Source organism: Vreelandella venusta (assembly GCF_007989605.1).
GTDB lineage: Bacteria > Pseudomonadota > Gammaproteobacteria > Pseudomonadales > Halomonadaceae > Vreelandella > Vreelandella venusta.
The window spans coordinates 211,716-233,130 of record NZ_BJUL01000003.1 but is presented as its reverse complement, the minus strand read 5'-3'; the positions used below and the strand labels follow the sequence as shown (position 1 = coordinate 233,130).

Here is a 21,415-nt window from a genome sequence, read left to right as displayed (position 1 = left end):
CACTTAGCGCGGTGGCAATTGCTCGGGGCCGAAGGCATCGGGAAGCAGTGTTTCCATGGTATAGGTTTTTAGCACGTCGCCCTGGTGTGAAAGCACCATAATTTGCGTTTCTGGGGTAGCGAATTCACGAATGCGCTGACGGCAGTCGCCACAGGGTGTACACAGGTGCTCGCCTGGTCCCATCACGTACACCTTGGCAAGCTCGCGCTGACCAGCGGTGATCATGGCGGAAATCGCTGAGGCTTCCGCACACAGCCCTTTGTAGTGCGCCACTTCCACGTTAGCGCCTGCAAACTGCTGGCCATCCGGGCACTCCATTACCGCGGCGACTGGGTGGTTAGAGTAGGGCGCATAAGCGTTGCCCAAAGTGGTCAGCAGCGTGTCAACCAGTGCCTGATCCGCTTGGCTCATGGCATTATCCTCATCAATGGCTATTAGGCCTTGGCAGCGTCGTCACGCAATACGGTGTCTAGCGCAATCGTCATCATGTCGTTGAAGGTGGTCTGACGGTCGGCGCTGGAGAGCGACTCGCCTTTGAGGATATGGTCGGACACCGTACAGATGGTTAGTGCGCGAGCACCAAACTCTGCGGCAACGCCGTAAAGGCCTGCCGCTTCCATTTCCACACCCACGATGCCGTAGCGCTTGAGCAGCTCGGCCATGTCGGTCTGCGGGTTGTAGAACAGGTCCGCTGAGAAGATATTGCCGACTTTTACTGGCACGTTCTGCGCCTTGGCAGCTGCTACGGCATGGCTTGTCAGCTCAAAGTCTGCGATGGCCGAGAAGTCGTGGTCATTAAAGCGCATGCGGTTCACTTTGGAATCGGTGCAGGCACCCATACCAATGACCACGTCACGAACGTTGACGTCGTCGCGTACCGCGCCGCAGGAACCGACACGAATAATCGACTTAACGCCGTAGTCGGTAATCAGCTCTTTGGCATAAATAGACACCGACGGAATGCCCATGCCGTGTCCCATAACCGAAATTTCGCGGCCCTGGTAAGTGCCGGTGTAGCCGAACATGCTGCGTACATCGTTCACCTGGCGAACATTTTCCAGGTAGGTGTCGGCAATGTATTTGGCGCGCAGCGGGTCGCCGGGCATCAGAACGGTATCCGCGAAATCGCCCATCTCAGCATTGATATGTGGTGTTGCCATAAAACGCTCCTATCTAAAAAATGATTGGCCCGAACAACCCTAGGCGGGGGCGCTGTAAACCCTTCCCTGGGCGCTACTTTCGCCATCCTTGGCGAAAGACCCCCGCTACGGGTTGATACTGGCCTTGCACAATAGTGTGCTAATGATTTGTCATCGGCCTTTAAGCCGCTTTAGGTAAAAAGCTCTTGCCGTCTTCCATCGCTTCAACGGCGAAGAAGGCGGCTAATGTCTGGCCGATATCGGCAAAGGTGCCGCGCTCACCTAGCGGGCCAGGGGCAAACCCTGCGCCATGCACCATCACCGGCACATATTCGCGGGTGTGTTCAGTGCCTTCCCAGCTGGGGTCGCAACCGTGGTCGGCGGTGAGCAGCAACAGGTCATCATCGTTGAGTGCGGCAAGCAGCTCCGGTAGGCGGGCATCGAAATGCTCAAGCGCGGCGGCGTAGCCCGGCACGTCACGGCGGTGGCCGTAAACCGAATCAAAATCAACAAAGTTGGTCATGATCATGGTTGGGCGGTCGCTGGTTTCTTTCGCGGTGCGGGCTACTTCGGCGAGCGTGGCTTCCATCAGGGCGTCGTGGCCGCTGGCTTTGACCTTATGGGTAATGCCGCAATGCGCGTAAATATCCGCGATCTTGCCAATCGAGACCACTTCGCCACCGGCATCGGCCAGTTTCTGCAATACGGTGGGGCTGGGCGGCTCAACGCTGTAGTCGCGGCGGTTGCCGGTGCGGGCAAAACTGGCGCTGTCATCGCCGTTAAACGGGCGGGCAATCACACGGCCAATGTTGTAGGGCTCGAGAAGCTCGCGCACGGTTTCGCATAGGGCGTAGAGACGCTCTAGGCCAAAGTGCTCCTCGTGGGCGGCGATCTGAAACACGGAATCTGCCGAGGTATACACAATTGGCTTGCCACTTTGGACGTGCTCTTCGCCCAGGCGGGCGATGATCTCGGTGCCAGACGCGTGGCAGTTACCGATTACGCCGGGCAGGTCAGCTTGTTGAACGATTTTTTCCAACAGCTCGGCGGGGAAGCTGTCGGTCTTATCAACAAAATAACCCCAGTCAAAGCGTACCGGTACGCCAGCGATTTCCCAGTGGCCGGAAGGGGTGTCCTTGCCGCTGGAGATCTCTTTGGCGTGGGCGTATGCACCTTTCAATTGAGCTGGCAGGCTAACGCCTTCGGCGACCTTACCCGTTGCATCGCGGTGGGCGTGGAACAGGCCTAGTGACGCCATATTAGGCAGTTTCAGGGGACCTGAGCGCTCAGTGGTATCGGCGTCACCGCGAGCGCAGGCAGCCGCGATGTGGCCCAGGGTATCAGCACCCTGGTCGCCGAATTTATCAGCATCGGGGGCGCTACCGATCCCAAACGAATCAAGGACTAATACAATCGCACGACGCATTAGGCTTCTCCTCGGAAGGTGTCTTGCAGCAGTGTGTCCGCTGCAGCAGGCTCTTCGCTAAGGGTCATGGCGGCACGCAACTGAGCAGCAGCGCGCTTGGCCGCCTCTTCACTGCGGGCGTGAACGATGGCTAACGGGCGCTGGCTATCGACGCGGTCGCCAATTTCGACAATATCGCTAAAGCCGACGCTGTGATCGACGCTAGCGTCGTTGCGCAGGCGGCCACCACCTAGCTCGACCACGCTCATACCGACGGCGCGGGTGTCGATGCGCTGTACGATGCCACTCTGATCGGGGTACACCGGCTGAATGACCGGTGCGGTGGCCAAGTAGCTATCCGAGCGTTCCATAAAGTCGGCGGGCCCACCCAGCTCGCGCACCATCCGGGCGAAGACTTCGGCTGCTGCCCCCGAGGTGAGCGCTTTTTCCAGCTTAGTTAGGGCTTCTTCACGGTTGTTGGCCAGTTTGCCGGCGATTAGCATTTCCACCGCCAGTTCGCGGGTGACCTGCATCACGCGGCTGTTGGCACGTTCGCCGCGCAGCAGGGCCAGGGTCTCAACGATTTCGACCGCATTACCCGCGCAAGGCGCCAACGGCTGGCTCATATCGGTGAGCAGAGCAGTGGTTGGGGTTCCGGCTTGGGTTGCCACGTTGGCGATGCTTTTGGCTAGCTCGCGGGACTTTTCCGGCGTGGGCATAAAGGCGCCGCTGCCAACCTTAACGTCCATCACTAAGGCATCTAAACCAGAAGCCAGCTTCTTACCCAGAATAGAGGCGGTAATTAGCGGAATGGACTCCACGGTGGCGGTCACATCACGCACGCCGTAAATGCGCTTATCGGCGGGGGCAAGGTTACCGGTTTGGCCGATAATCGCTACACCGGTGGATTTCACCACACTGCTAAAGCGTTCCGGCGCGGGGTAGGGATCGTACCCTGGGATCGACTCCAGCTTGTCCAGCGTGCCGCCGGTGTGGCCAAGACCTCGGCCGGAAATCATCGGCACAAACGCGCCGCAAGCGGCGACCCAGGGGCCGAGCACCAACGACACTAAATCACCAACGCCGCCGGTAGAGTGTTTATCGACAATCGGGCCAGGCAGGTTGAGGGAGTCCCACTGCATGACATGGCCAGAGTCGCGGGTCGCCGTGGTCAGAGCGACGACTTCTTCACGGCTCATGCCGTTTAAGAACACCGCCATGGTGAAGGCGCCAATCTGGGCGTCGCTGATGCGATCATCGGCAATGCCTTGTACGAAGGCTTTGATCTCTTCTGCGGGTAGCGGCTGATTATCGCGCTTCAGGCGAATCAGTTCCTGGGGCAGGAGAGCGTGATGAGAAGCGGTAGATGACATTTAGTAGCCTCCGTTAGTAGTGGCGAGCGGTGCGGTTTGTGGGGCGCCGTTTAACGTGTTCAATAAATTACCCAGCAGGCTGGAGGCACCAAACCGGAAGTGCTCAGGCGTTACCCACTGTGCGCCCATGATGTTCGTAGCAAGTGCTAGATACTCGGCGGCCTCTTCGGTGGTGCGTACACCACCGGCGGCTTTAAACCCGACATCTTGACCGCTGGCTTTAATCGCGTTGAGCATGATCTCTGCGGCTTCCAGAGTGGCATTTGTTGCCACTTTACCCGTCGATGTTTTAATAAAGTCAGCGCCGCCTTCAATAGCCAGTTCACTGGCACGTTTGATAAGCGCGGGGTCTTTGAGTTCGCCCGATTCAATGATGACTTTTAAGCGTGCTTGACCGGCGCAGGCGGCTTTACACATTTCGACCAGCTCTAGGCCGATTGCTTCATCGCCTGCCATCAACGCGCGGTAGGGGAAGACCACATCGACTTCATCGGCACCGGAAGCAACGGCGTCGCGGGTTTCACGGGCGGCACCCATGATGTCGTCACCACCATCTGGGAAGTTGGTAACCGTGGCAATTTTAACGTGGTCATTGAGCTTGTGAGCGGTGAGCGCACGCTGCGCGGTAACTACAAATTGCGGATAAACACATACTGCTGCTGGGTTGCCAAAGGGGGTTTTAACTTGCTGGCAGAGCGCCTCAATCGTGCTATCGGTGTCGCTATCGTTCAGGCTCGTTAGGTCCATGAGGGTGAGTGCTTGACGGGCAGCTTGGGTAAGTTGGGCTTGAGTGTGCTGAGAGGAGGCAGTCGCAGTCATGGAATTCTCGCAAATTAATAAAAGACAAAACGGGCCCTGCGTGAAAATGGCAGCGCCCGTTGCATAGTGTCGTGCTCGCTGCGTTAAGCCGTGGCGCTACTCAACGCAATAAAGAAGCCTGCAATTGAGGCCGACATTAGGTTAGAGAGTGTACCGGCCAATACGGCCTTCACGCCAAAACGGGCAATTTCTTTACGGCGTGTAGGGGCAATGCTGCCTAAGCCGCCCAGCAAAATGGCAATCGATGACAGGTTGGCAAAACCACATAACGCAAAGGAAAGAATCGCCATGGTGTGCGGAGTCATCATTTGACCCGTGGCAGCGACCACCTGTTCCCCATCAATGTAGGGAGCCAAGTTGATAAAGGCGACAAACTCATTCACCACCAGTTTTTGACCGATAAACGAACCCGCTAGGGTGGCTTCTTCCCAAGGGACGCCAAGTAAGAAGGCAAGCGGCGCAAACAGCCAGCCGAGAATCAGTTCAAGGCTGAGTGACTCAAAGCCAAACCAACCGCCAACGCCGCCTAGAATCCCGTTAATCAGGGCAATCAGCGCAATAAACGCGAGCAGCATGGCACCGACATTGGCGGCAAGTTTCATACCTGAGGTAGCACCCGCTGCGGCGGCATCCAATACGTTGGCGGGTTTGTCTTCCTGCTCTTTAAGCTCTTCTTCTACTCTAGAAACGCTGTCGCTATCGGTCGCGTCTTGAGTTTCAGGCATGATTAATTTGGCGAACAGTAGGCCGCCAGGTGCCGCCATAAACGAAGCGGCGACCAAGTATTCCATGGGAATACCCAATGCGGCGTAACCCGCCAGTACCGAACCAGCCACCGATGCCAGGCCACCGCACATCACTGCAAATAGTTGAGATGGGGTCATGCGGGCGATAAACGGACGTACCACCAGCGGCGCTTCGGTTTGGCCAACAAAGATATTTGCCGTGGCAGAAAGCGATTCGGTGCGTGAAGTGCCGAGCGCTTTTTGCAGCGCGCCGCCTAAAATCCGAATGACCCACTGCATAATGCCTATGTAATAAAGCACTGCAATGAGTGACGAGAAAAAGATAATGACTGGCAGTACTTTAATGGCGAACACAAAGCCGACGTTATCGACATTGGCTAAGCCGCCAAACAGAAAACCAATACCGTCATTAGCGTAGACCAATACTTGGCTAACGCCGGATGAAATGGCTTGCAGGACTGCTTGGCCAAAGGGCACATAAAGGACAAATGCACCAATACCCGCCTGGATGGCAAACGCGCCAAGCACGGTGCGCAGCCGAATTGATTTACGGTCGTAAGAGAAGATAAGTGCGATGGTTACCAGCGTAACCATGCCTACCAAGCTCATGATGAGAGTCATGTGGGTACCTTCCGAGCGTGTGAAGTGGAGCGATTACAGTAAGTTTAATTTTACTGAGTAAATCATTGCATTTTGGTAAGCGTTCGGGGTGCCCAGCTTATTGTCTGAGTAGCGATACTGCACGCCAGTGGTAATTAGCTCAGAAGGGTGCCACCACAAGCTAAGTGCGCCGTTGGTACCTACGCTATCTGCTTTATCGCCCACGTAGTTTTGTTCTAAATACTCGTCGTCACGGCCAAAGGTTTGTTCATGCCAGTTGGTGACGCTGAAATTCTGGTTGAGCGCTGAGAAGTCATAACCTGCTACCCAGCCTGCCATAAAGCCGTTCATACCAGTGTAGCCGTCGCTCTGCACACGTGCTGCGCCAATAAACGGTTTAAACCATAAGCCATTGTCGAACGTCGTGCGGTAGCCGAGACCAAGAATTTGATCCTGCTCGCGAGCGTTGAAACCATAATCGCGGAAGTCGTACAGGTGCGCGTAGATCGATAGCGGGCTATCGCCTAAATAAATGTGTGAGGTGACTTTTCCAGCGGTACGAAAGTTGTCTTTACCACCGCTTGATTCATCAAACTGGTCGTTGGTTGGGTTCTCGAAATCGAAGAAGCCGTAGAATTCGCCCCAGCTGTAACCTACGCCGCCTTCGATTTCGACAAACGTGAAGTCGCTTTTTGCTGCGTTACTAGCGGTGCGCGCTTCAGTGCCGTTAGACCAATCTAAGTAGTTCACCGAAACGTTGGCAAACGACCAAAGGGGAGTGGTTGGTGACGCGGGGGTGTCGTTGGCTAACGCTGGTGTTGCCAGTGCGGAGCTAACCAGTAAAACGCCAGTGCCAAGCGTGGCGAAAGCAGAGCGAGAAGGTGTTCGAGCAGTCATGGAAGCCTCAACAGGGTTGTTATGAGTCGTGTGGGCTGATGTTGATGTTAAAATTATAACATTTAGTGTTATTTTTTTAACGTTGATTTGCAAGTACTGCCCCATCAACGCTCTGTATATGTGATATAGCTTTCAAATAGTCGCAGAGCAGCGTCTGACAGTGGAAATATAGTGAGGGCTGGCTCAGCATAGACCCTGGATACCCACTAACCGCTGATAACAAATAACGCCTGAACTTGGGATTAAAGGAGAGGTTTGCTATGAATGACCGAAGCGCTCAGCGTTTGGCCAAGTTGCAAGAAGCGCTTGCTAGCGGGGGAACGTTGCATCTGCGCGATGCTGCTGAGCTGTGCGGTGTTTCTGAAATGACGATCCGTCGGGACGTTACTACGCAGCCTTCGGCGATTAGCTTGCTGGGTGGTCGGTTGGTCATGGCAAACTACCCGGGTGTAACACCGGTATATGACTTGACTGAGCAACAGGCGAGCCATTATCAGATTAAGTATCGGCTCTGTCAGCGAGTTGTCAGCTTTATTGAAGACGGCGATACACTGTTTATTGATTGCGGTTCAACGCTAATCCCTTTGCTAAGTCAGTTAAGCTATTTCCGCGAACTTACCGTGGTGACATATGCCCTTAACGTGGCTAACTCAGTGGCCGCGCTGCCTAATGTGCGGTTAGTGCTGCTAGGGGGGCTGTTTTATGCCTCATCACAATCGTTTGGCAGTGACGGTATGCGTGCTGCGATTGAGCGTTTAGGCATTAATAAAGCACTGATCTCTGCCGCAGGAGTGGACTGCGAACGTGGGGTTAGTTGTTTCCATTTTCATGAAGTAGCGCCCAAGCAGGCTGCCATTGCAACGGCTATGCAGCGCCTGTTGATTGTTGATGCCAGTAAATTTGGCTTAGTGCGCCCAGCCTATTTTGCCGCGTTATCCGATTTCGATATTGTCGTGACCGACGATGACAGTGCGCCGAAAGTACAAGATTGTCTTCCTCATGCATCACCCAGTGTGACGGTCGCATAACACACTATTGAGCATTCGGGGTGCGGCAAAGCGTCTCTTTCTGATTGATCCAGATCAATAGAAAATACTTTAGTCGTAGTTGATGCGCGCGTGGCGTGTACTGGCTATGACTCGCTATCAATCCCTTCGGTAGCGCATATTTTTCCCGGAGCAACGCATACGTACTCACTGTTCTGGGAAAAGTATGGGGTGTTAGTTAGCGTGCTATTTAGCTAGCTATTCAGCTGGTCAAATTAGCGCGCTATTTTGGACAACTCTCTGACGAGATCACACCATGCAACGACATACCCTCTGGCGCAGGCGAGGCACATTCGTGCTCGTCATGTTGTGCCTGTTGTTAACGGGCTGCAGTTCTGCATTGTTGGATCCCAAAGGGCAGATTGGCGTTGAGCAACGTTCGCTAATACTGACCTCATTTGGGCTGATGCTAATTGTAGTTATTCCGGTGATAGTGATGACGCTGCTGTTTGGTTGGCGTTATCGGCGCAGCAATCGCAATGTTGCTAAATACCTACCCGACTGGGCGCACTCGAATGCGATTGAAGTCGCGGTATGGACAGTGCCCTGTCTAATCATCGCCGTCTTAGCGTTTCTTACCTGGAAAACCTCCCATAGTTTGGATCCCCATAAGCCCATCGAAAGCGATACCGCCGCAATGGAAATTCAAGTGGTAGCGCTGGACTGGAAATGGCTGTTCATCTACCCCGAACAAGGCATTGCCAGTGTCAACGAGCTTGCCTTTCCTGTGGATACGCCGGTGCGTTTTCGAGTCAGCTCTGGCTCGGTGATGAATGCGTTCTTTATTCCGCGCTTAGGCAGCCAAATTTATGCCATGGCGGGTATGGATAACGATGTCCATCTCATTGCAGACGACGTCGGTGTTTATCCGGGCCGTTCCACTAATTATAGCGGCGCTGGCTTCTCAGGAATGACCTTCGATGCTCACGTTACCACCCCTGAAGAGTTTGAGGCGTGGGTTGAAAACGTGCGGGCTTCCAATGAAACCCTGACGTATCCCGACCGTTATAGCGATTTAGCCAAACCGAGTGAATACCACCCGGTTGAGTACTTCTCTGAGATATCTCCGGCGCTGTATACGTCGATTCTGACCAGCTTTCATACCGGTGGCAGTGGGCACGGTGGTCATGGCGATCATGCTAGCCACATCGAAGCCGCCAGTGATGCTGACGATAGCCACGGCGAGTCTGGCGAGCTAGAAAGCGCGGGCGCTACCCATCATCAGGCCGCGTTTGGCCACGTTACCAATCAGCATGCGAGTGAGGATCACGCGATGAGCGGCCATCCCACAAGCGTTGAAGCGGGGGGTTAAGCATGTTTGGAAAACTGACGTTAGAGTCGATTCCGTATCACGAACCGATCATTATGATCGTTGCCGCCATGATGGCGATTGGCGGTGCTGCGCTTATCGGCGCATTAACTTATTACCGAAAGTGGGGCTGGCTGTGGAGCGAGTGGTTTACCTCCGTTGACCACAAAAAGCTCGGTATTATGTATTTTGTGGTTGCCTTGGTGATGCTGCTACGCGGCTTTGCCGATGCCATTATGATGCGTACCCAGTTAGCGATGGCTGCTGGTGGGGCCGCGGGTTATCTCCCCCCTGAACACTATGACCAGATCTTTACCGCCCATGGCGTGATTATGATCTTTTTCGTTGCGATGCCCATGGTCATCGGCCTGATGAATCTGGTGGTGCCGCTGCAAATTGGCGCACGCGACGTTGCTTTCCCTTTCTTGAATAACCTGAGCTTTTGGCTGTTCGCGGTGTCCGCGATTCTAGTTAATATTTCCCTAGTAGTAGGAGAATTCGCCAAAACTGGCTGGCTCGCTTATGCGCCACTTTCGGGGATAGAGTTTAGCCCTGGTGTGGGGGTCGATTACTGGATATGGGCGTTACAAATATCCGGCATAGGGACGACGCTCACCGGGATTAATTTCTTTGTTACGATCCTGAAAATGCGTACTAAAGGCATGACCATGTTCCGCATGCCTATTTTTACCTGGACATCGCTTTGTGCCAACGTCCTGATTATTGCCTCTTTCCCGATTCTTACCGCGACGATCGCGCTGTTAACCCTAGACCGCTACTTCGGCATGCACTTCTTCACCAATGATTTTGGCGGCAACATGATGATGTACGTCAACCTCATCTGGGCCTGGGGCCATCCGGAAGTGTATATCCTGATCCTGCCAGCCTTTGGCGTGTTCTCTGAAGTGATCGCGACTTTCGCGCGTAAGCGTTTGTTTGGTTACACCACCATGGTATGGGCCACAGTGGCGATCACGCTGCTGTCGTTTATCGTCTGGTTGCACCACTTCTTCACCATGGGGGCTGGCGCTAACGTCAATGCCTTCTTCGGTATTATGACGATGATTATTGCCATTCCTACCGGGGTGAAAGTATTCAACTGGCTGTTCACTATCTTCCGCGGCAGCCTGGAACTGACTTCGCCGGTGCTATGGACGTTAGGCTTTATTATTACCTTCACCTTAGGCGGTATGACCGGCGTGATGTTGGCGCTACCTGCTGCCAACTTTGTACTGCATAACAGCCTGTTCGTAATTGCCCACTTCCACAACGTGATTATTGGTGGCGTAGTGTTTGGCATGATGGCGGGCTTAACGTATTGGTTCCCTAAAGCATTCGGTTTCACGCTTAGCGAGAAGTGGGGCAAGCGTTCATTTTGGTGCTGGTTTATCGGCTTCTATGTCGCCTTTATGCCGCTCTATGTGTTGAGTTTCTTTGGTGCGGTGCGCCGTATGCAATCCTACGCCAACCCTGAATGGCAGTCGTGGATGATCCTGGCCTGGGTAGGTGCCGTCATCATCATGATGGGCATTGCCTGCACCATTATTCAGTTCTGGGTGAGTATTCGTGATCGCAAGCTGAACGCCGATGTGACTGGCGACCCATGGGATGGCCGTACATTGGAGTGGTCAACGTCATCACCAGCACCGTTCTATAACTTTGCCCGTTTGCCTGAAGTTGGCGATATCGACAGTTTCTGGTCGCAAAAACAGCGTAGCAACGAGCAGTTGGACGAAGCACCTTATAGCGATATCCACATGCCTCGTAATACCGTGGCAGGGCCGATTATCAGCTTGTTTGCTCTGGTGCTTGGTTTTGCACTGGTATGGCATATCTGGTGGCTAGCCGCGGTGGGTGCGCTTGGCGTAGTCATCAGCTTCTTAGCGCGTGTTTTCAACGATGATATCGACTACTACGTGCCTGCCGCAGAAGTGGCGCGGATTGAGCGTGAACACCAGCAGCGCAAAACCACCCCGACCGCCAGTGACTCAACTGATAGTAAGCAGACAAACTATGCGGAGGCGCGAGCGTAATGGCTACCAATACTCTACACCATGGCGCAACGTCTGAGCCCCATGAACACCATGAGCACCATGATGCCAGTGGCACTAAAGTGTTCGGCTTTTGGGTCTATCTAATGAGCGATCTAGTGATCTTCGGGTCACTGTTTGCTACCTACGCCGTGCTTATGAAGGGCACAGCGGGCGGCCCGACGGCGGCAGATATTTTCGAGCTACCTTTCGTGCTCGTCGAGACCTTCTTACTGCTGTTTAGTAGCTTTACTTTCGGCATGGGCGTGTTGGCCATGAATGCTGAGCGCATTAGTCAGGTAAAGGCGTGGTTAGCGATAACCTTCCTGCTGGGCGCAGCGTTTGTTGGCATGGAAGTCTACGAGTTTCAGCACTTGATTCATCAAGGGCATGGGCCTGATCAGAGTGCGTTTCTCTCGTCATTCTTCACCCTGGTGGGTACTCATGGGCTGCACGTGACCGTTGGCTTGGTATGGATTCTCGTCATGCTGGTGCAGCTTTCTACCAAGGGGCTAACACCGATGACTCGTCCCAGAATTCTCTGCCTGAGCCTATTCTGGCACTTTCTGGATATCGTCTGGATCTGTGTTTTCTCGTTCGTTTATTTAATGGGAGTGCTGTGAGATGAGCCATTCTTCATCTAATTCAACTTCTTCCCATGGCAGCGTTAAATCGTATGTGACTGGGCTTCTGCTATCTTTAGTGCTAACCGTGATTCCATTCGCGGTCGTGATGAGCGGTGCACTAAGCACCGTCACGACGGTGGTCGTTATCGCAGTAACAGCCGTGCTGCAGATTTTGGTTCAGCTGGTCATGTTTATGCATATGAACACCAAAGCCGACGAAGGGTGGAACGTGATGTCTTTCGTTTTCACGCTGACGATACTTGTCTTGGTGGTAGGGGGCTCTTTATGGATCATGCAGCATCTGCATCTCAACATGATGATCGGTTAACGATAGTGCCTAGCCGTTGGCGTGACCTGCTCGCGCTAACGAAACCAGGCATTATTGGCGGCAATCTCATTGCGACCTTAGGCGGTTATTTTTTAGCCGCCCACGGTACTTTTGATTGGGTCACGTTTAGTACGGTCATGTTGGGTATTGCACTGGTCATTGCGTCTGGCTGCGCCTGTAATAACGTTATTGACCGTGATATTGATGCTTTGATGGCGCGTACGCGCCATCGCCCTCTGGCCAAAGGACGTATCTCTATTACTCAGGCATTAGGCGTTTCGGCGCTGCTTGGGGTAGCGGGCGTGGTGTGTTTGGCGCTGGGTACCAACGGCTTAACCGTGGCATTGGCGGTGATCGGCTGGGGCGTTTATGTTGGGCTGTACAGCCTTTATATGAAGCGGCACTCTGAATACGGCACGTTGGTGGGCAGTCTTTCGGGAGCAATGCCGCCGGTTGTTGGATATTGTGCGGTGACGGGGCAGTTTGATAGCGGTGCTTTCATGCTGCTGGTCATCTTCTGCCTTTGGCAGATGCCGCACTCGTATGCGATTGCGATTTTTCGCTATGCGGATTATCGCCGGGCATCAATTCCAGTGCTGCCGGTGGTGCATGGTATCAAACGGGCAAAACACCACATTCTGGGCTACATCGTCGCGTTTATTCCCGCATCGCTTGCGTTGGTGCTGGCGAGTAAAGCGGGCACTGGGTATCTGTGCGTTGCATTAGCAATGGGCGGGTACTGGCTGTACCTAGCGTTGTGTGGTTTTCGACTGGGTGATGACGTGCGCTGGGCCAAAAAGGTGTTCGGTGTATCGATTCTGACGATTACCGCAATGAGCTTAGTGATGGTGTTGGAAGCCATGGTGCCTATGTGGGCCTGACAGGTAATTCTTACACACGTTAATTCGCTAAATAAAATAGCCCCAGGCAGTGCCTGGGGCTATTTTTCTATGTGGAGTCACGGTCAGTAATGACTTAAGACGTGGTGCAACTGTTAATTGATATTGGCCACCCATGAATAACGTCTACCTGCGATTATTGGTATTCTGAGCCGACTAATGACGTGGTATCACGTTCGCCACCTGCCCCTCAGAGAATTGTCATGGATGATAACCGTTTAAGCGCCTTGGATCGTAGCACCAGCATTGGGTTGATTCTTATTGCCCTGTTTCAGGGGGTTGCACTCTACGCGTTGCATCTGGCTGTTGAACATACACATTGGCTGGCCACTGATCAACGCTGGCTAAGCGCACTTTATTCCATCACTATCGTGGTACCTGCCTTTTACCTGATTAGCATGGTGCGACTGCGGGATCGTATCAATTTAATACCGCTGTTGTTGACGCCTCTGCTGTTTTGGATGGGGTGGCACCTTGGTTGGGCAACCTCTGTGCCGGAAGCGCCTTACCGGAATACATCACCCCTTATGGCTTCCTTTAGTATGACTGTGGGGGTGGCTATGCTCATCCTTGCTCTGTTCTTTCGAAGCAGTGCTTCCAGTGGCACATGGCCAAAAGCCTATCAACCATTGCTGAATTACTCATGGGAATTCGCCCTGACAATTGCCCAGGTCAGTCTGTTTATAGGGGTTTTTTGGGTAATTTTGGGGCTATGGGGAGCGCTTTTTGCTGCCATCGGCATAGACTTTTTTGAACGGGTTTTCTATAAACCGGTGTTTGTCTATCCGGTTACCTGGTTGATGCTCGGTATCGCCGTGGTGATGATTCGCAACCGGTTCCGCTTTCTTGCCAGCGTAAGGCTGATGTGTGAAGCGCTTATCAAGACACTTTTGCCGTTAGTTGCCCTGGTCATCCTGCTATTCTTCGCCGTGCTGATGTGGACAGGGTTAGAACCCATATGGGATACAGGCAAGGCAGCGCAAATCCTTATGGCGCTGATGTTAACCTTGCTACTGTTCTTTAACGCTGTATTCCATCAAACCCATAGCAATCCTCCTTACCCTGGTTGGCTACGCAATACGGTTTTGGTGGCGGTCGTACTCCTGCCAATTGGCAGCCTATTGGCGGCTTGGGCACTATGGCTACGTATCGACCAGTATGGGCTCAGTTTGGACCGGTTATGGGCTGGGCTGCTGCAAGCATTGGTGGCGACTTTTACCTTCAGTTACAGCGTGATAATACTTTGGCGCCGAAAAGCAGCGTTACCCGGTATTCACCGCGTCAATAGGTGGCTGGCCCTTCTGGTGGCCAGTGTGCTGATACTGGTTAATACGCCACTGGCTGACATGAGCCACTGGTCTGCCCAGCATCAGGTAAAGCGATTATTGGATGGGCACACAGCAGTGGAAGATTTTGATTTCGACTATGTGCTCTATCGACTTGGGCGGCCCGGCAAGCTAGCTCTGCAAGAGCTGGCCGAGAGCGAGTTTGCCCAGACGCATCCTGAGCTGAAACGTCGTGTCGAGTTTCACATAAAGCAAGCTCAATCCGGTAACACCGGGTCTCTGATGGATACTGACGACCTGGGTGAGCTAGCCCAACAGTTTCGTATAAGGCCTGAGACGGCTACGATGCCCGAGTCTTTACTGGTGCTGCTGGCTAAACAGGATTTGATGTGCTTGAACCAGCCGGACCCTTGCATAGCGGTTCGTATTGACGATGACCCGAGTATCCAGTGGCTGATTTACGACCAATACACCTTTCAAGCGAAGGCCTACGCCGAGCGCAATCAGGCCTGGCATTGGGTAGGTGATTTAGTGTCGTTGGGTAGCGAGCAGAAACATCATGCCGAAGAGTGTCTACATAGCTACTCGTATAGCAAATTACAGCGTATACCTGAATCTTTGAATATCTATCGAACCGGCTCCTGTTTACACTTTTTACGGCCCTCTCTTGAGTTTGTCAGGCAGCAATTATCAACCGCTGAGAACTAGCTTGGTGTGAAGGGGGGATAGCGCCGACCTGGGTAGCTTGGGAAATAGGTTATTAACTTCCTCCCGTTTCGGCATCATGGTTCCCGGTCCCTGAGGGGCACCATAAATCAATGCATCGTTGATAGAAGAGCCACGGTTAATGACCAGCATCGGTGTGTTTATGACAACCTTTGTAAAGTAGTTAGCGTAAAAGAGGCTTAGACCTTGGTATAATATGCTGCACTGCAATGATGTTGGCGCGGTATTTCGTTAGCCTTCGTCATAGAATGTCGTCATCCTACTTTTAATCTACTTATCGTGAGCCGCTTTGTTGCTATGCCTTCTACCTCATTACCAACGCTACTGCCTCGCCACCTAGCCATTTTTCTGATGATGTCGGTGGCTACTATGTTTGCAGCCAACCACGTTTCCGCGCGGCTAGCGTTTGATAATGGTGCTGGATTACTTCTTGCGGTATTGATGCGCTCAGGCGTAGCGTGTTTGATTTTACTGACGCTGGTCGTGGTTCAAAAAAAGCGGCTGTGGCTACCGCCTGGTACATGGCCATGGCAGCTGGCAGTAGGGCTTCTGATTGCTATTCAAAGTGTTAGCCTTTATTCAGCGGTTGCACGTTTGCCGGTGGTCATTGCGTTGTTACTGGTTAATACCTTTCCTATTCAATTAGCGCTGTTAAGTTGGGCGTTAGGCGGTCCTCGGCCTTCGCTACGTAGTTGCCTGATTATGGGCACTATTTTGATTGGGCTGCTCGTGGTGCTCGATATACCGAGCTGGTTTGGAGATGCCAATGCCATGGGGTCTGAGTGGTTGGTTGGTATAGGATTTGGGTTAAGTGCCGCTTTCGCGTTTGCTTGCGCGCTTTGGGTTACTGAGCATCGCTTGGCAGGGGTTGGCAGCACCTTACGTAGCCTTCTGACCATGCAAACGGTGTTTATTGCCATGATCGTTGGTGGGTTACTGGGTGCAGTTCCTGGGGGAATGAGCTTGCCAGATAACAGCGCAGGCTGGACAGGACTAGCTTTGTTAGCCTTGCTATACGGCAGTGCTTTTTCCCTATTGTTTATTTTTGTGCCACGCCTGGACATGGCGCGCAATGCACCAGTTATGAACTTCGAGCCAGTAGCATCGTTACTGCTTGGCTATATTGTGCTAGGTCAGATGTTAACCCCTAGCCAGTTGGTTGGCGGGGCTGTGGTGGTTGGTGGCATTGTTGTGCTCAGTCTTTCCAAAGGTAGGTAAGCAGGAGGGGAAAAAGGAAACTGTGTGCAAGTTGAGCTGGCAGATTGCGTTCTCCTAAAGTATAAGCCAAAATTAAAAAGTGTAAGGAAACACTGTTTTTTAACTGAGGTTTAACTTATGAAGATGACCGTATTATCACTCACCTCTGCCGCTCTTTTAGTTGGTGCGGGTACGTTCGCGGCATCGGCTCAAGCGCAACAATCCTTCCAGTACCCACAAGGATATGTGGGCGGCGATGCCATGTTCTGGAGCCTGAATCCAGAAAGAGGTTCTTCACGCGATGACGTTGGTTTGCGTCTCCGCGGTGGGGCACAGTTCAATGACTATTTCGCCTTAGAAGGCCATTTGGGGACAGGTGGTTCAGATGGTGGTGCCGAGCTAAATCACGTTGCGGGTGCTTATGCGAAAGGTATCGTACCCATTGCTCCGGAAGTGCGTTTGTATGGCTTAGCGGGCTTCACAGAGGTTGATATTAATAACGACCGTGAAACCGGTTTCTCCTACGGTGCCGGTGCAGAAATGGATATCAGTTCCAATGTATCGGTAGGCGCTGACTACATGCGCTACCTAGATAAATCTGCCTATGATTTTGATGCTGCCAGTGTAGGCCTAAAGTACCGGTTTTAAGGCAATTGCCTAATACTTGATTAACCTACCGAAGAAACAAGGCCCTATTGCTAAGCCAAGCGATAGGGCTTTTTTGTGCTCGGCAAAGGGGCTTTCTAACGAACTAGAGAATGGAAGGGGGCTGGTTCGTATATAAGTCGATGTCTCCAGGGTACGTTATTGGAGTGGCTTGATTGAGCGCTCATTCATAATGAAAATATTGTTAGCTTGCTAATTGTTTGTTAGACTAAAGTATTCCACCTAATAATATCTCCAAGCGGTGACCTAGTCGCTTTGATGCTCGTCAATGAGAAATTCCAATGTCCCCTGATCAACAATTTACCCGATGGGTGAAAATAGCCCTGACCGTATTCCTATTGCTGTTCGTTTACTTCTTAGTGGCCGACAGCTTTATGCCCATGACGCCTGAGGCGCGGGCAATGCGCCCCGTCACCAGCATTGCTCCTGAGCTAAGCGGCCCTGTGAAGGACGTGGTGGTGAGTGACCATCAGACGGTAACCCAAGGGGATGTGCTGTTTCGCTTAGACCCATCTCCCTTTCAAATCGCCCGCTCCCAAGCCCAGTTAAACCGGGAGCAAGCGGAGCAAGAAAACGCCCGCTTAAATGCAGAACTAGCAGCTGCTAGGGCATCACTTGCCTCGGCACAGGCTACTTTCGATGAGCGCAGCGGTGAGCGCCGCCGTGCTGAAGCGCTGCTTGGGCGTCAGGGGATTTCCCGCCAGCAGTACGAACAGCAGGTCGCGGCTGAACATACCGCGCAGGCGGCTGTGGCATCTGCCCAGGCGCAGATTGACAGCTTAGAAGTACAGTTGGGAGAAGAGGGCGACGATAACTTACGCCTTCGCCAAGCGAATAATGCCCTGGAGAGAGCCGAGCTGGATTTAGCCCATACGGTAGTAAAAGCGCCTGAGTCCGGTGTGGTCACTAACCTTCAGCTACAGCCTGGCCATTATGTGCAGGCGGGACAGCCTGCGGTGGCGCTGGTCGCGAACACGCTAGAGGTTGTGGCTGATTTTCGTGAAAAGAGCCTGCGCCATGTGGCGCTTGGCGATGAAGCAAAAGTGGTCTTCGATGGCTTGCCGGGACAAATTTTTGAAGGGCATGTCAGTGCCTTTGATGCAGGCACCCGCGTAGGTCAACAGGCGGTGGATGGCCAACTTGTGGATATTCCTGCTTCAGATCGCTGGGTGCGAGATGCGCAGCGCACGCGTATTCATGTGGCGTTAGATACGCCGTTGACTGAACTACCCCCAAGTGGTGCGCGGGCAACGGTGCAGCTAGTGCCGGGCGAGCATGAAATGGCTAAGCCGTTTGCATGGCTGCAGGCGCAGCTGATTAGTTGGCTGCACTATGTTTACTAAAGCGGCTATTAAAACGGTTATTAATAAGACACCAGCAGTGGCTGTTAATAAGCCAGCGCTCTCTCAAAACGGCCTGCGCCAGTGCTTACGGGTCGCGGGCGGCGGTTCACTGGGGTTTATTATCAGCCAACTAATGGGCTGGAATTATGGGGTGTTTTTCACTGTCTTCCCGATGTTCTTGTTAGGCATGGTGCCCCTTTTAAATGGCAATATCATTCGCCAGTTTTTGGCCAACGTTAGTTTGAATGCTTTGGAAGTTAGCATGGTGGTGGGGCTGCTAAAGCATATGCCGTTAGTAATGACGCTGGTTGTACTAGGTCTGTTTTTGCTGCGCTTCAACCTAATGGCAAAAGGCCCGTTTTTTCTGTTTGGCGCGAATGGCGTACTGACGCTAAGCATATTGCTGCACTTTGCTAGCTACCCAGGTGTTGATTTAAGTGATCTGTTGGCGAGCAATATTATGGCCAGCCTGCTGGCGGTATTTATCGCCATGTTGATGCATACGCTATTTCCCGACGTTGAACCCCGCCAGCTACCACCGCGTGGTGTAAAGCCTGCAGCCCAAATTCGCCATGAAACATTGATGGGCGGCATTACGGCTACGCTCTCGTTTGTGGTGTTCCAAGTGTTTGACCTCCGTGATTCGCTGTCAGCGCAAATGGCCACCATTCTGATCCTATTTGCTTTAGGTTATTCCGGCGCGCGAGTGTCGGCAGGTAAACGGGCAATCGGCACGTTACTGGGCTGTAATCTGGCGTTGGCAATGCAGTTATTGCTTTACACCCAAAGCCATCATTTTTTACTGGTGATTTTGTTCTATTGGCTTGGATTAATGCTGTTTGCTAGAGAGCATATCTTGGAAGGTGGCGGCTCAGGCATTGGCTTTGGAGGCCTGACAACGTTGGGTATTCTCTTTGGGCAATCGTTAGGCCCGCAGCAAGACCTTGTTTATAGTGCGCTTTATCGGTTTTCTTCAATGTGCGTTGCGCTCGTGGGCACCTTGTTGGTCATGGCGTGTTTACACTGTTTGCTAAATAGTTGGCAGCCAACGCGCCTGCCTAAAAGTAATTGAGGTAACTTTTCTTACCAAGGCTACGCTAAGGAAGGTGTCGCCATTCGGAGTAAGTATTCACTTAGTGAGCGGCATCATCCCTACTAACGGATTAGAGGTGCTCGTCATGGCAAGCGGCAAAGAAGGTAAAGTGAAAAGTAAGGCCAAATAGAAAGCTAAGAAATAGCGTCTAGCCAGGGCAGTTCAATGCCAACAGAGGTCAATAACCTCTGTTGGCTTTTAGGCGGTAACTCAGTAGTGGCCAAGCAGCTTCCACCATAAACCACCAACGACTACCCAAATGAGCAGGTTCACCACGCTCATAATGAAACCTGCTTTCCACCACTCTCCCAGCGTCAGGTAGCCTGAGCCAAAGATGACGGGTGAGGTGCCTGTGGCGTAATGGGTTAAGGTCATCATAATCGAAGATGTGGCCGCCATAATCAGCACAAAAGGCATAGGTGGGGCGCCGAGGCTTAAGCCAACGGTGAGAAATGCTGCCATCATCGCGGTGATGTGTGCAGTCGTGCTGGCAAAAAAGTAATGGGTATAAAGAAAGGTGAGTACCAAGAGTGCAGAGGCTCCCGCCCAACCAATCCCCATCGTGGTAATCCAGCTCTGCATATTCGCTGAAAACCAACTAATTAGGCCTGTTTCGTTAAGCTGGCTAGCCATCATAATAAGAGCACCAAACCACAGCAGCGTATCCCAGGCATTTTTTTCTTTCAGCACATCTTCCCAGGTTAAAACCCCTGTTAGCAGTAGTAGCGATAGGCCAATAAACGCAGACGTTGTGGTGTTAAGCGTGGCTGCATCCCCCAGGAATATCGCTGGGATATCCGCCCAAAGCAAAAGCAGCACTAAGAAAACGAACAGCATAATGCCTTCGTTACGGCTTAGTTTTCCTAGTTCGGCAAGTTTATCTCTCGCCAATTGAGTGGCATTTGGGGTTTCTTTAATTTCCGGTGGGTAAAGCAAGTACAGAATGTACGGCATCGCCAGGATGGCGACCAAGCCCGGCAGCAGCATGGCGACCGCCCAGGTTAACCAGCTCAGCTGTATTTCCGCTCCGGTGGCGGACGAGATAAGTTGAACGGTTAATGGGTTAGGAGCGGTGGCGGTAATGAACATAGCCGAGGTGATGGGGTTGCTGTGGTAATTCACCAGCGCTAGATATTTACCGATTTTACCCGACGTGTTGTCTTCAGGATGCGAGTCAAAGCTGTGAGCGATAGAGCGCATAATGGGGTGGATAATACCGCCACCCCGTGCGGTATTACTGGGTGTGACCGGTGCAATTGAAAGTTCGGAAAAGGCGAGGCCATAGCCGATCCCCAACGTACGCTTGCCAAAAATCGAGATGAAGTAGTAACCAATACGCGCACCCAGGCCAGTTTTAATCAACCCGCGCGAAATCATAATCGCAATGGCAATTAACCAGATAAGTGGGTTGGCATAACTGCTTAAGGCGACAGTGATGGCCTTGCCTGGCGTATCGCCGGTAACGCCACTGGCCGCGACAATAGAAATCGCAATCACAGAGATCGCCCCAATAGGCATGGCTTTGCCGATGATCGCGACAATGGTACCGACAAATATTGCCAGCATAAGCCAAGCGTTTGGCGTCAGCCCTTCTGGCAAAGGAATTACCAGCCAAATCAATAAAGTGGTGGCCACAGCAATTGCGGTCGACCAGGGGTTGAAAGGTAGTGTCGGCATAATGGATACCTATAGATTAAAAAACAGCAGCCAGCGGTACACTTGGTATAAGTAAGATAGCGCGCTAAATGCTATTTAAGTCTATAGATATCTAATGTATCTCTCATTGTTCCACGTCAATTGCCGTTCCATCATCCAGTGGGCTCAATAGTGATGGGGTATCACTCACTTCAATCATGCCTACCATGATGAAAGCGGCTATTTTTGTTG

At 52.6% G+C, this 21,415-nt stretch carries 19 protein-coding genes; 11 read left to right on the top strand and 8 right to left on the bottom strand.

What is annotated here, in order from left to right; genetic code table 11:
* Positions 1-3: 3 nt before the first annotated feature.
* The 7 genes from cdd to HVE01_RS04910 form a co-directional block, all read right to left on the bottom strand.
* Positions 4-429: a cytidine deaminase gene (gene cdd / locus HVE01_RS04940; protein ID WP_268764130.1), complete on the bottom strand. Its 426-nt coding sequence runs from the start codon at positions 427-429 to the stop codon at positions 4-6.
* A gap of 5 nt (positions 430-434) precedes the next feature.
* Positions 435-1,160, bottom strand: a complete 726-nt coding sequence (gene deoD / locus HVE01_RS04935) for a purine-nucleoside phosphorylase (RefSeq protein ID WP_083001709.1) — start codon at positions 1,158-1,160, stop codon at positions 435-437.
* A 160-nt stretch (positions 1,161-1,320) separates the two neighbouring features.
* The gene (locus HVE01_RS04930) at positions 1,321-2,565 is read right to left on the bottom strand and encodes a phosphopentomutase (protein ID WP_146942765.1); all 1,245 of its coding nucleotides are present in this window, start codon (positions 2,563-2,565) and stop codon (positions 1,321-1,323) included.
* A complete protein-coding gene (deoA, locus tag HVE01_RS04925) occupies positions 2,565-3,917 on the bottom strand; it encodes a thymidine phosphorylase (RefSeq protein ID WP_146942763.1) in 1,353 nt (450 codons plus the stop codon). The genes HVE01_RS04930 and deoA overlap by 1 nt, the downstream gene beginning before the upstream one ends.
* On the bottom strand, positions 3,918-4,736 hold the full coding sequence (deoC, locus tag HVE01_RS04920) for a deoxyribose-phosphate aldolase (protein ID WP_125746142.1): 819 nt from the start codon (positions 4,734-4,736) through the stop codon (positions 3,918-3,920). It abuts the gene before it with no gap.
* An 83-nt stretch (positions 4,737-4,819) separates the two neighbouring features.
* Positions 4,820-6,103, bottom strand: coding sequence for a NupC/NupG family nucleoside CNT transporter (locus HVE01_RS04915; protein WP_125746144.1), 1,284 nt, complete (start codon positions 6,101-6,103; stop codon positions 4,820-4,822).
* Positions 6,104-6,136: 33 nt separating this feature from the next.
* Positions 6,137-6,979: an outer membrane protein OmpK gene (locus HVE01_RS04910; RefSeq protein WP_146942760.1), complete on the bottom strand. Its 843-nt coding sequence runs from the start codon at positions 6,977-6,979 to the stop codon at positions 6,137-6,139.
* Positions 6,980-7,239: 260 nt separating this feature from the next.
* Between HVE01_RS04910 and HVE01_RS04905 the strand changes: the two genes are divergently transcribed.
* The 11 genes from HVE01_RS04905 (at position 7,240) to HVE01_RS04855 (ending at position 19,507) form a co-directional block, all read left to right on the top strand.
* Positions 7,240-8,007 carry a DeoR/GlpR family DNA-binding transcription regulator gene (locus HVE01_RS04905; protein ID WP_146942758.1) on the top strand — a complete coding sequence of 256 codons (768 nt, stop codon included), beginning with the start codon at positions 7,240-7,242 and terminating at the stop codon, positions 8,005-8,007.
* 274 nt (positions 8,008-8,281) lie between these two features.
* The gene (cyoA, locus tag HVE01_RS04900; RefSeq protein WP_146942756.1) at positions 8,282-9,337 is read left to right on the top strand and encodes a ubiquinol oxidase subunit II; all 1,056 of its coding nucleotides are present in this window, start codon (positions 8,282-8,284) and stop codon (positions 9,335-9,337) included.
* Between the two features lie 2 nt (positions 9,338-9,339).
* Positions 9,340-11,367 (top strand): cytochrome o ubiquinol oxidase subunit I, encoded by a 2,028-nt coding sequence (gene cyoB, locus HVE01_RS04895; protein WP_125746151.1) that lies wholly within the window; start codon positions 9,340-9,342, stop codon positions 11,365-11,367.
* The gene (gene cyoC, locus HVE01_RS04890) at positions 11,367-11,987 is read left to right on the top strand and encodes a cytochrome o ubiquinol oxidase subunit III (RefSeq protein ID WP_146942754.1); all 621 of its coding nucleotides are present in this window, start codon (positions 11,367-11,369) and stop codon (positions 11,985-11,987) included. Before cyoB ends, cyoC begins: the two co-directional genes overlap by 1 nt.
* 1 nt (position 11,988) lies before the next feature.
* On the top strand, positions 11,989-12,318 hold the full coding sequence (cyoD, locus tag HVE01_RS04885) for a cytochrome o ubiquinol oxidase subunit IV (protein ID WP_125746155.1): 330 nt from the start codon (positions 11,989-11,991) through the stop codon (positions 12,316-12,318).
* Positions 12,276-13,199 (top strand): heme o synthase, encoded by a 924-nt coding sequence (gene cyoE, locus HVE01_RS04880; RefSeq protein ID WP_125746157.1) that lies wholly within the window; start codon positions 12,276-12,278, stop codon positions 13,197-13,199. The genes cyoD and cyoE overlap by 43 nt, the downstream gene beginning before the upstream one ends.
* A 221-nt stretch (positions 13,200-13,420) precedes the next feature.
* On the top strand, positions 13,421-15,211 hold the full coding sequence (locus HVE01_RS04875; protein WP_146942752.1) for a DUF4153 domain-containing protein: 1,791 nt from the start codon (positions 13,421-13,423) through the stop codon (positions 15,209-15,211).
* A gap of 315 nt (positions 15,212-15,526) precedes the next feature.
* Positions 15,527-16,447, top strand: a complete 921-nt coding sequence (locus HVE01_RS04870; protein ID WP_146942750.1) for an EamA family transporter — start codon at positions 15,527-15,529, stop codon at positions 16,445-16,447.
* 117 nt (positions 16,448-16,564) lie between these two features.
* Entirely contained in the window at positions 16,565-17,074 is a 510-nt protein-coding gene (locus HVE01_RS04865) for a porin family protein (RefSeq protein ID WP_125746163.1), read from the top strand.
* Positions 17,075-17,373: 299 nt separating this feature from the next.
* Positions 17,374-18,435, top strand: coding sequence for an HlyD family secretion protein (locus HVE01_RS04860; RefSeq protein ID WP_146942748.1), 1,062 nt, complete (start codon positions 17,374-17,376; stop codon positions 18,433-18,435).
* Positions 18,425-19,507 (top strand): DUF2955 domain-containing protein, encoded by a 1,083-nt coding sequence (locus HVE01_RS04855; RefSeq protein WP_146942746.1) that lies wholly within the window; start codon positions 18,425-18,427, stop codon positions 19,505-19,507. The genes HVE01_RS04860 and HVE01_RS04855 overlap by 11 nt, the downstream gene beginning before the upstream one ends.
* Positions 19,508-19,738: 231 nt before the next feature.
* Here the strand turns inward: HVE01_RS04855 and HVE01_RS04850 are convergent, their stop codons facing one another.
* A complete protein-coding gene (locus HVE01_RS04850; protein WP_146942744.1) occupies positions 19,739-21,205 on the bottom strand; it encodes a DASS family sodium-coupled anion symporter in 1,467 nt (488 codons plus the stop codon).
* Between the last annotated feature and the right edge of the window lie 210 nt (positions 21,206-21,415).

What these genes read in the sequence shown, in the direction of transcription:
- deoD (WP_083001709.1), bottom strand. Translation starts at nt 1,160, where the DNA reads ATGGCAACACCACATATCAATGCTGAGATGGGCGATTTCGCGGATACC.
- HVE01_RS04930 (WP_146942765.1), bottom strand. Translation starts at nt 2,565, where the DNA reads ATGCGTCGTGCGATTGTATTAGTCCTTGATTCGTTTGGGATCGGTAGC.
- deoA (WP_146942763.1), bottom strand. Translation starts at nt 3,917, where the DNA reads ATGTCATCTACCGCTTCTCATCACGCTCTCCTGCCCCAGGAACTGATT.
- deoC (WP_125746142.1), bottom strand. Translation starts at nt 4,736, where the DNA reads ATGACTGCGACTGCCTCCTCTCAGCACACTCAAGCCCAACTTACCCAA.
- HVE01_RS04915 (WP_125746144.1), bottom strand. Translation starts at nt 6,103, where the DNA reads ATGACTCTCATCATGAGCTTGGTAGGCATGGTTACGCTGGTAACCATC.
- HVE01_RS04910 (WP_146942760.1), bottom strand. Translation starts at nt 6,979, where the DNA reads ATGACTGCTCGAACACCTTCTCGCTCTGCTTTCGCCACGCTTGGCACT.
- HVE01_RS04905 (WP_146942758.1), top strand. Translation starts at nt 7,240, where the DNA reads ATGAATGACCGAAGCGCTCAGCGTTTGGCCAAGTTGCAAGAAGCGCTT.
- cyoA (WP_146942756.1), top strand. Translation starts at nt 8,282, where the DNA reads ATGCAACGACATACCCTCTGGCGCAGGCGAGGCACATTCGTGCTCGTC.
- cyoB (WP_125746151.1), top strand. Translation starts at nt 9,340, where the DNA reads ATGTTTGGAAAACTGACGTTAGAGTCGATTCCGTATCACGAACCGATC.
- cyoC (WP_146942754.1), top strand. Translation starts at nt 11,367, where the DNA reads ATGGCTACCAATACTCTACACCATGGCGCAACGTCTGAGCCCCATGAA.
- cyoD (WP_125746155.1), top strand. Translation starts at nt 11,989, where the DNA reads ATGAGCCATTCTTCATCTAATTCAACTTCTTCCCATGGCAGCGTTAAA.
- cyoE (WP_125746157.1), top strand. Translation starts at nt 12,276, where the DNA reads ATGGATCATGCAGCATCTGCATCTCAACATGATGATCGGTTAACGATA.
- HVE01_RS04875 (WP_146942752.1), top strand. Translation starts at nt 13,421, where the DNA reads ATGGATGATAACCGTTTAAGCGCCTTGGATCGTAGCACCAGCATTGGG.
- HVE01_RS04870 (WP_146942750.1), top strand. Translation starts at nt 15,527, where the DNA reads ATGCCTTCTACCTCATTACCAACGCTACTGCCTCGCCACCTAGCCATT.
- HVE01_RS04865 (WP_125746163.1), top strand. Translation starts at nt 16,565, where the DNA reads ATGAAGATGACCGTATTATCACTCACCTCTGCCGCTCTTTTAGTTGGT.
- HVE01_RS04860 (WP_146942748.1), top strand. Translation starts at nt 17,374, where the DNA reads ATGTCCCCTGATCAACAATTTACCCGATGGGTGAAAATAGCCCTGACC.
- HVE01_RS04855 (WP_146942746.1), top strand. Translation starts at nt 18,425, where the DNA reads ATGTTTACTAAAGCGGCTATTAAAACGGTTATTAATAAGACACCAGCA.
- HVE01_RS04850 (WP_146942744.1), bottom strand. Translation starts at nt 21,205, where the DNA reads ATGCCGACACTACCTTTCAACCCCTGGTCGACCGCAATTGCTGTGGCC.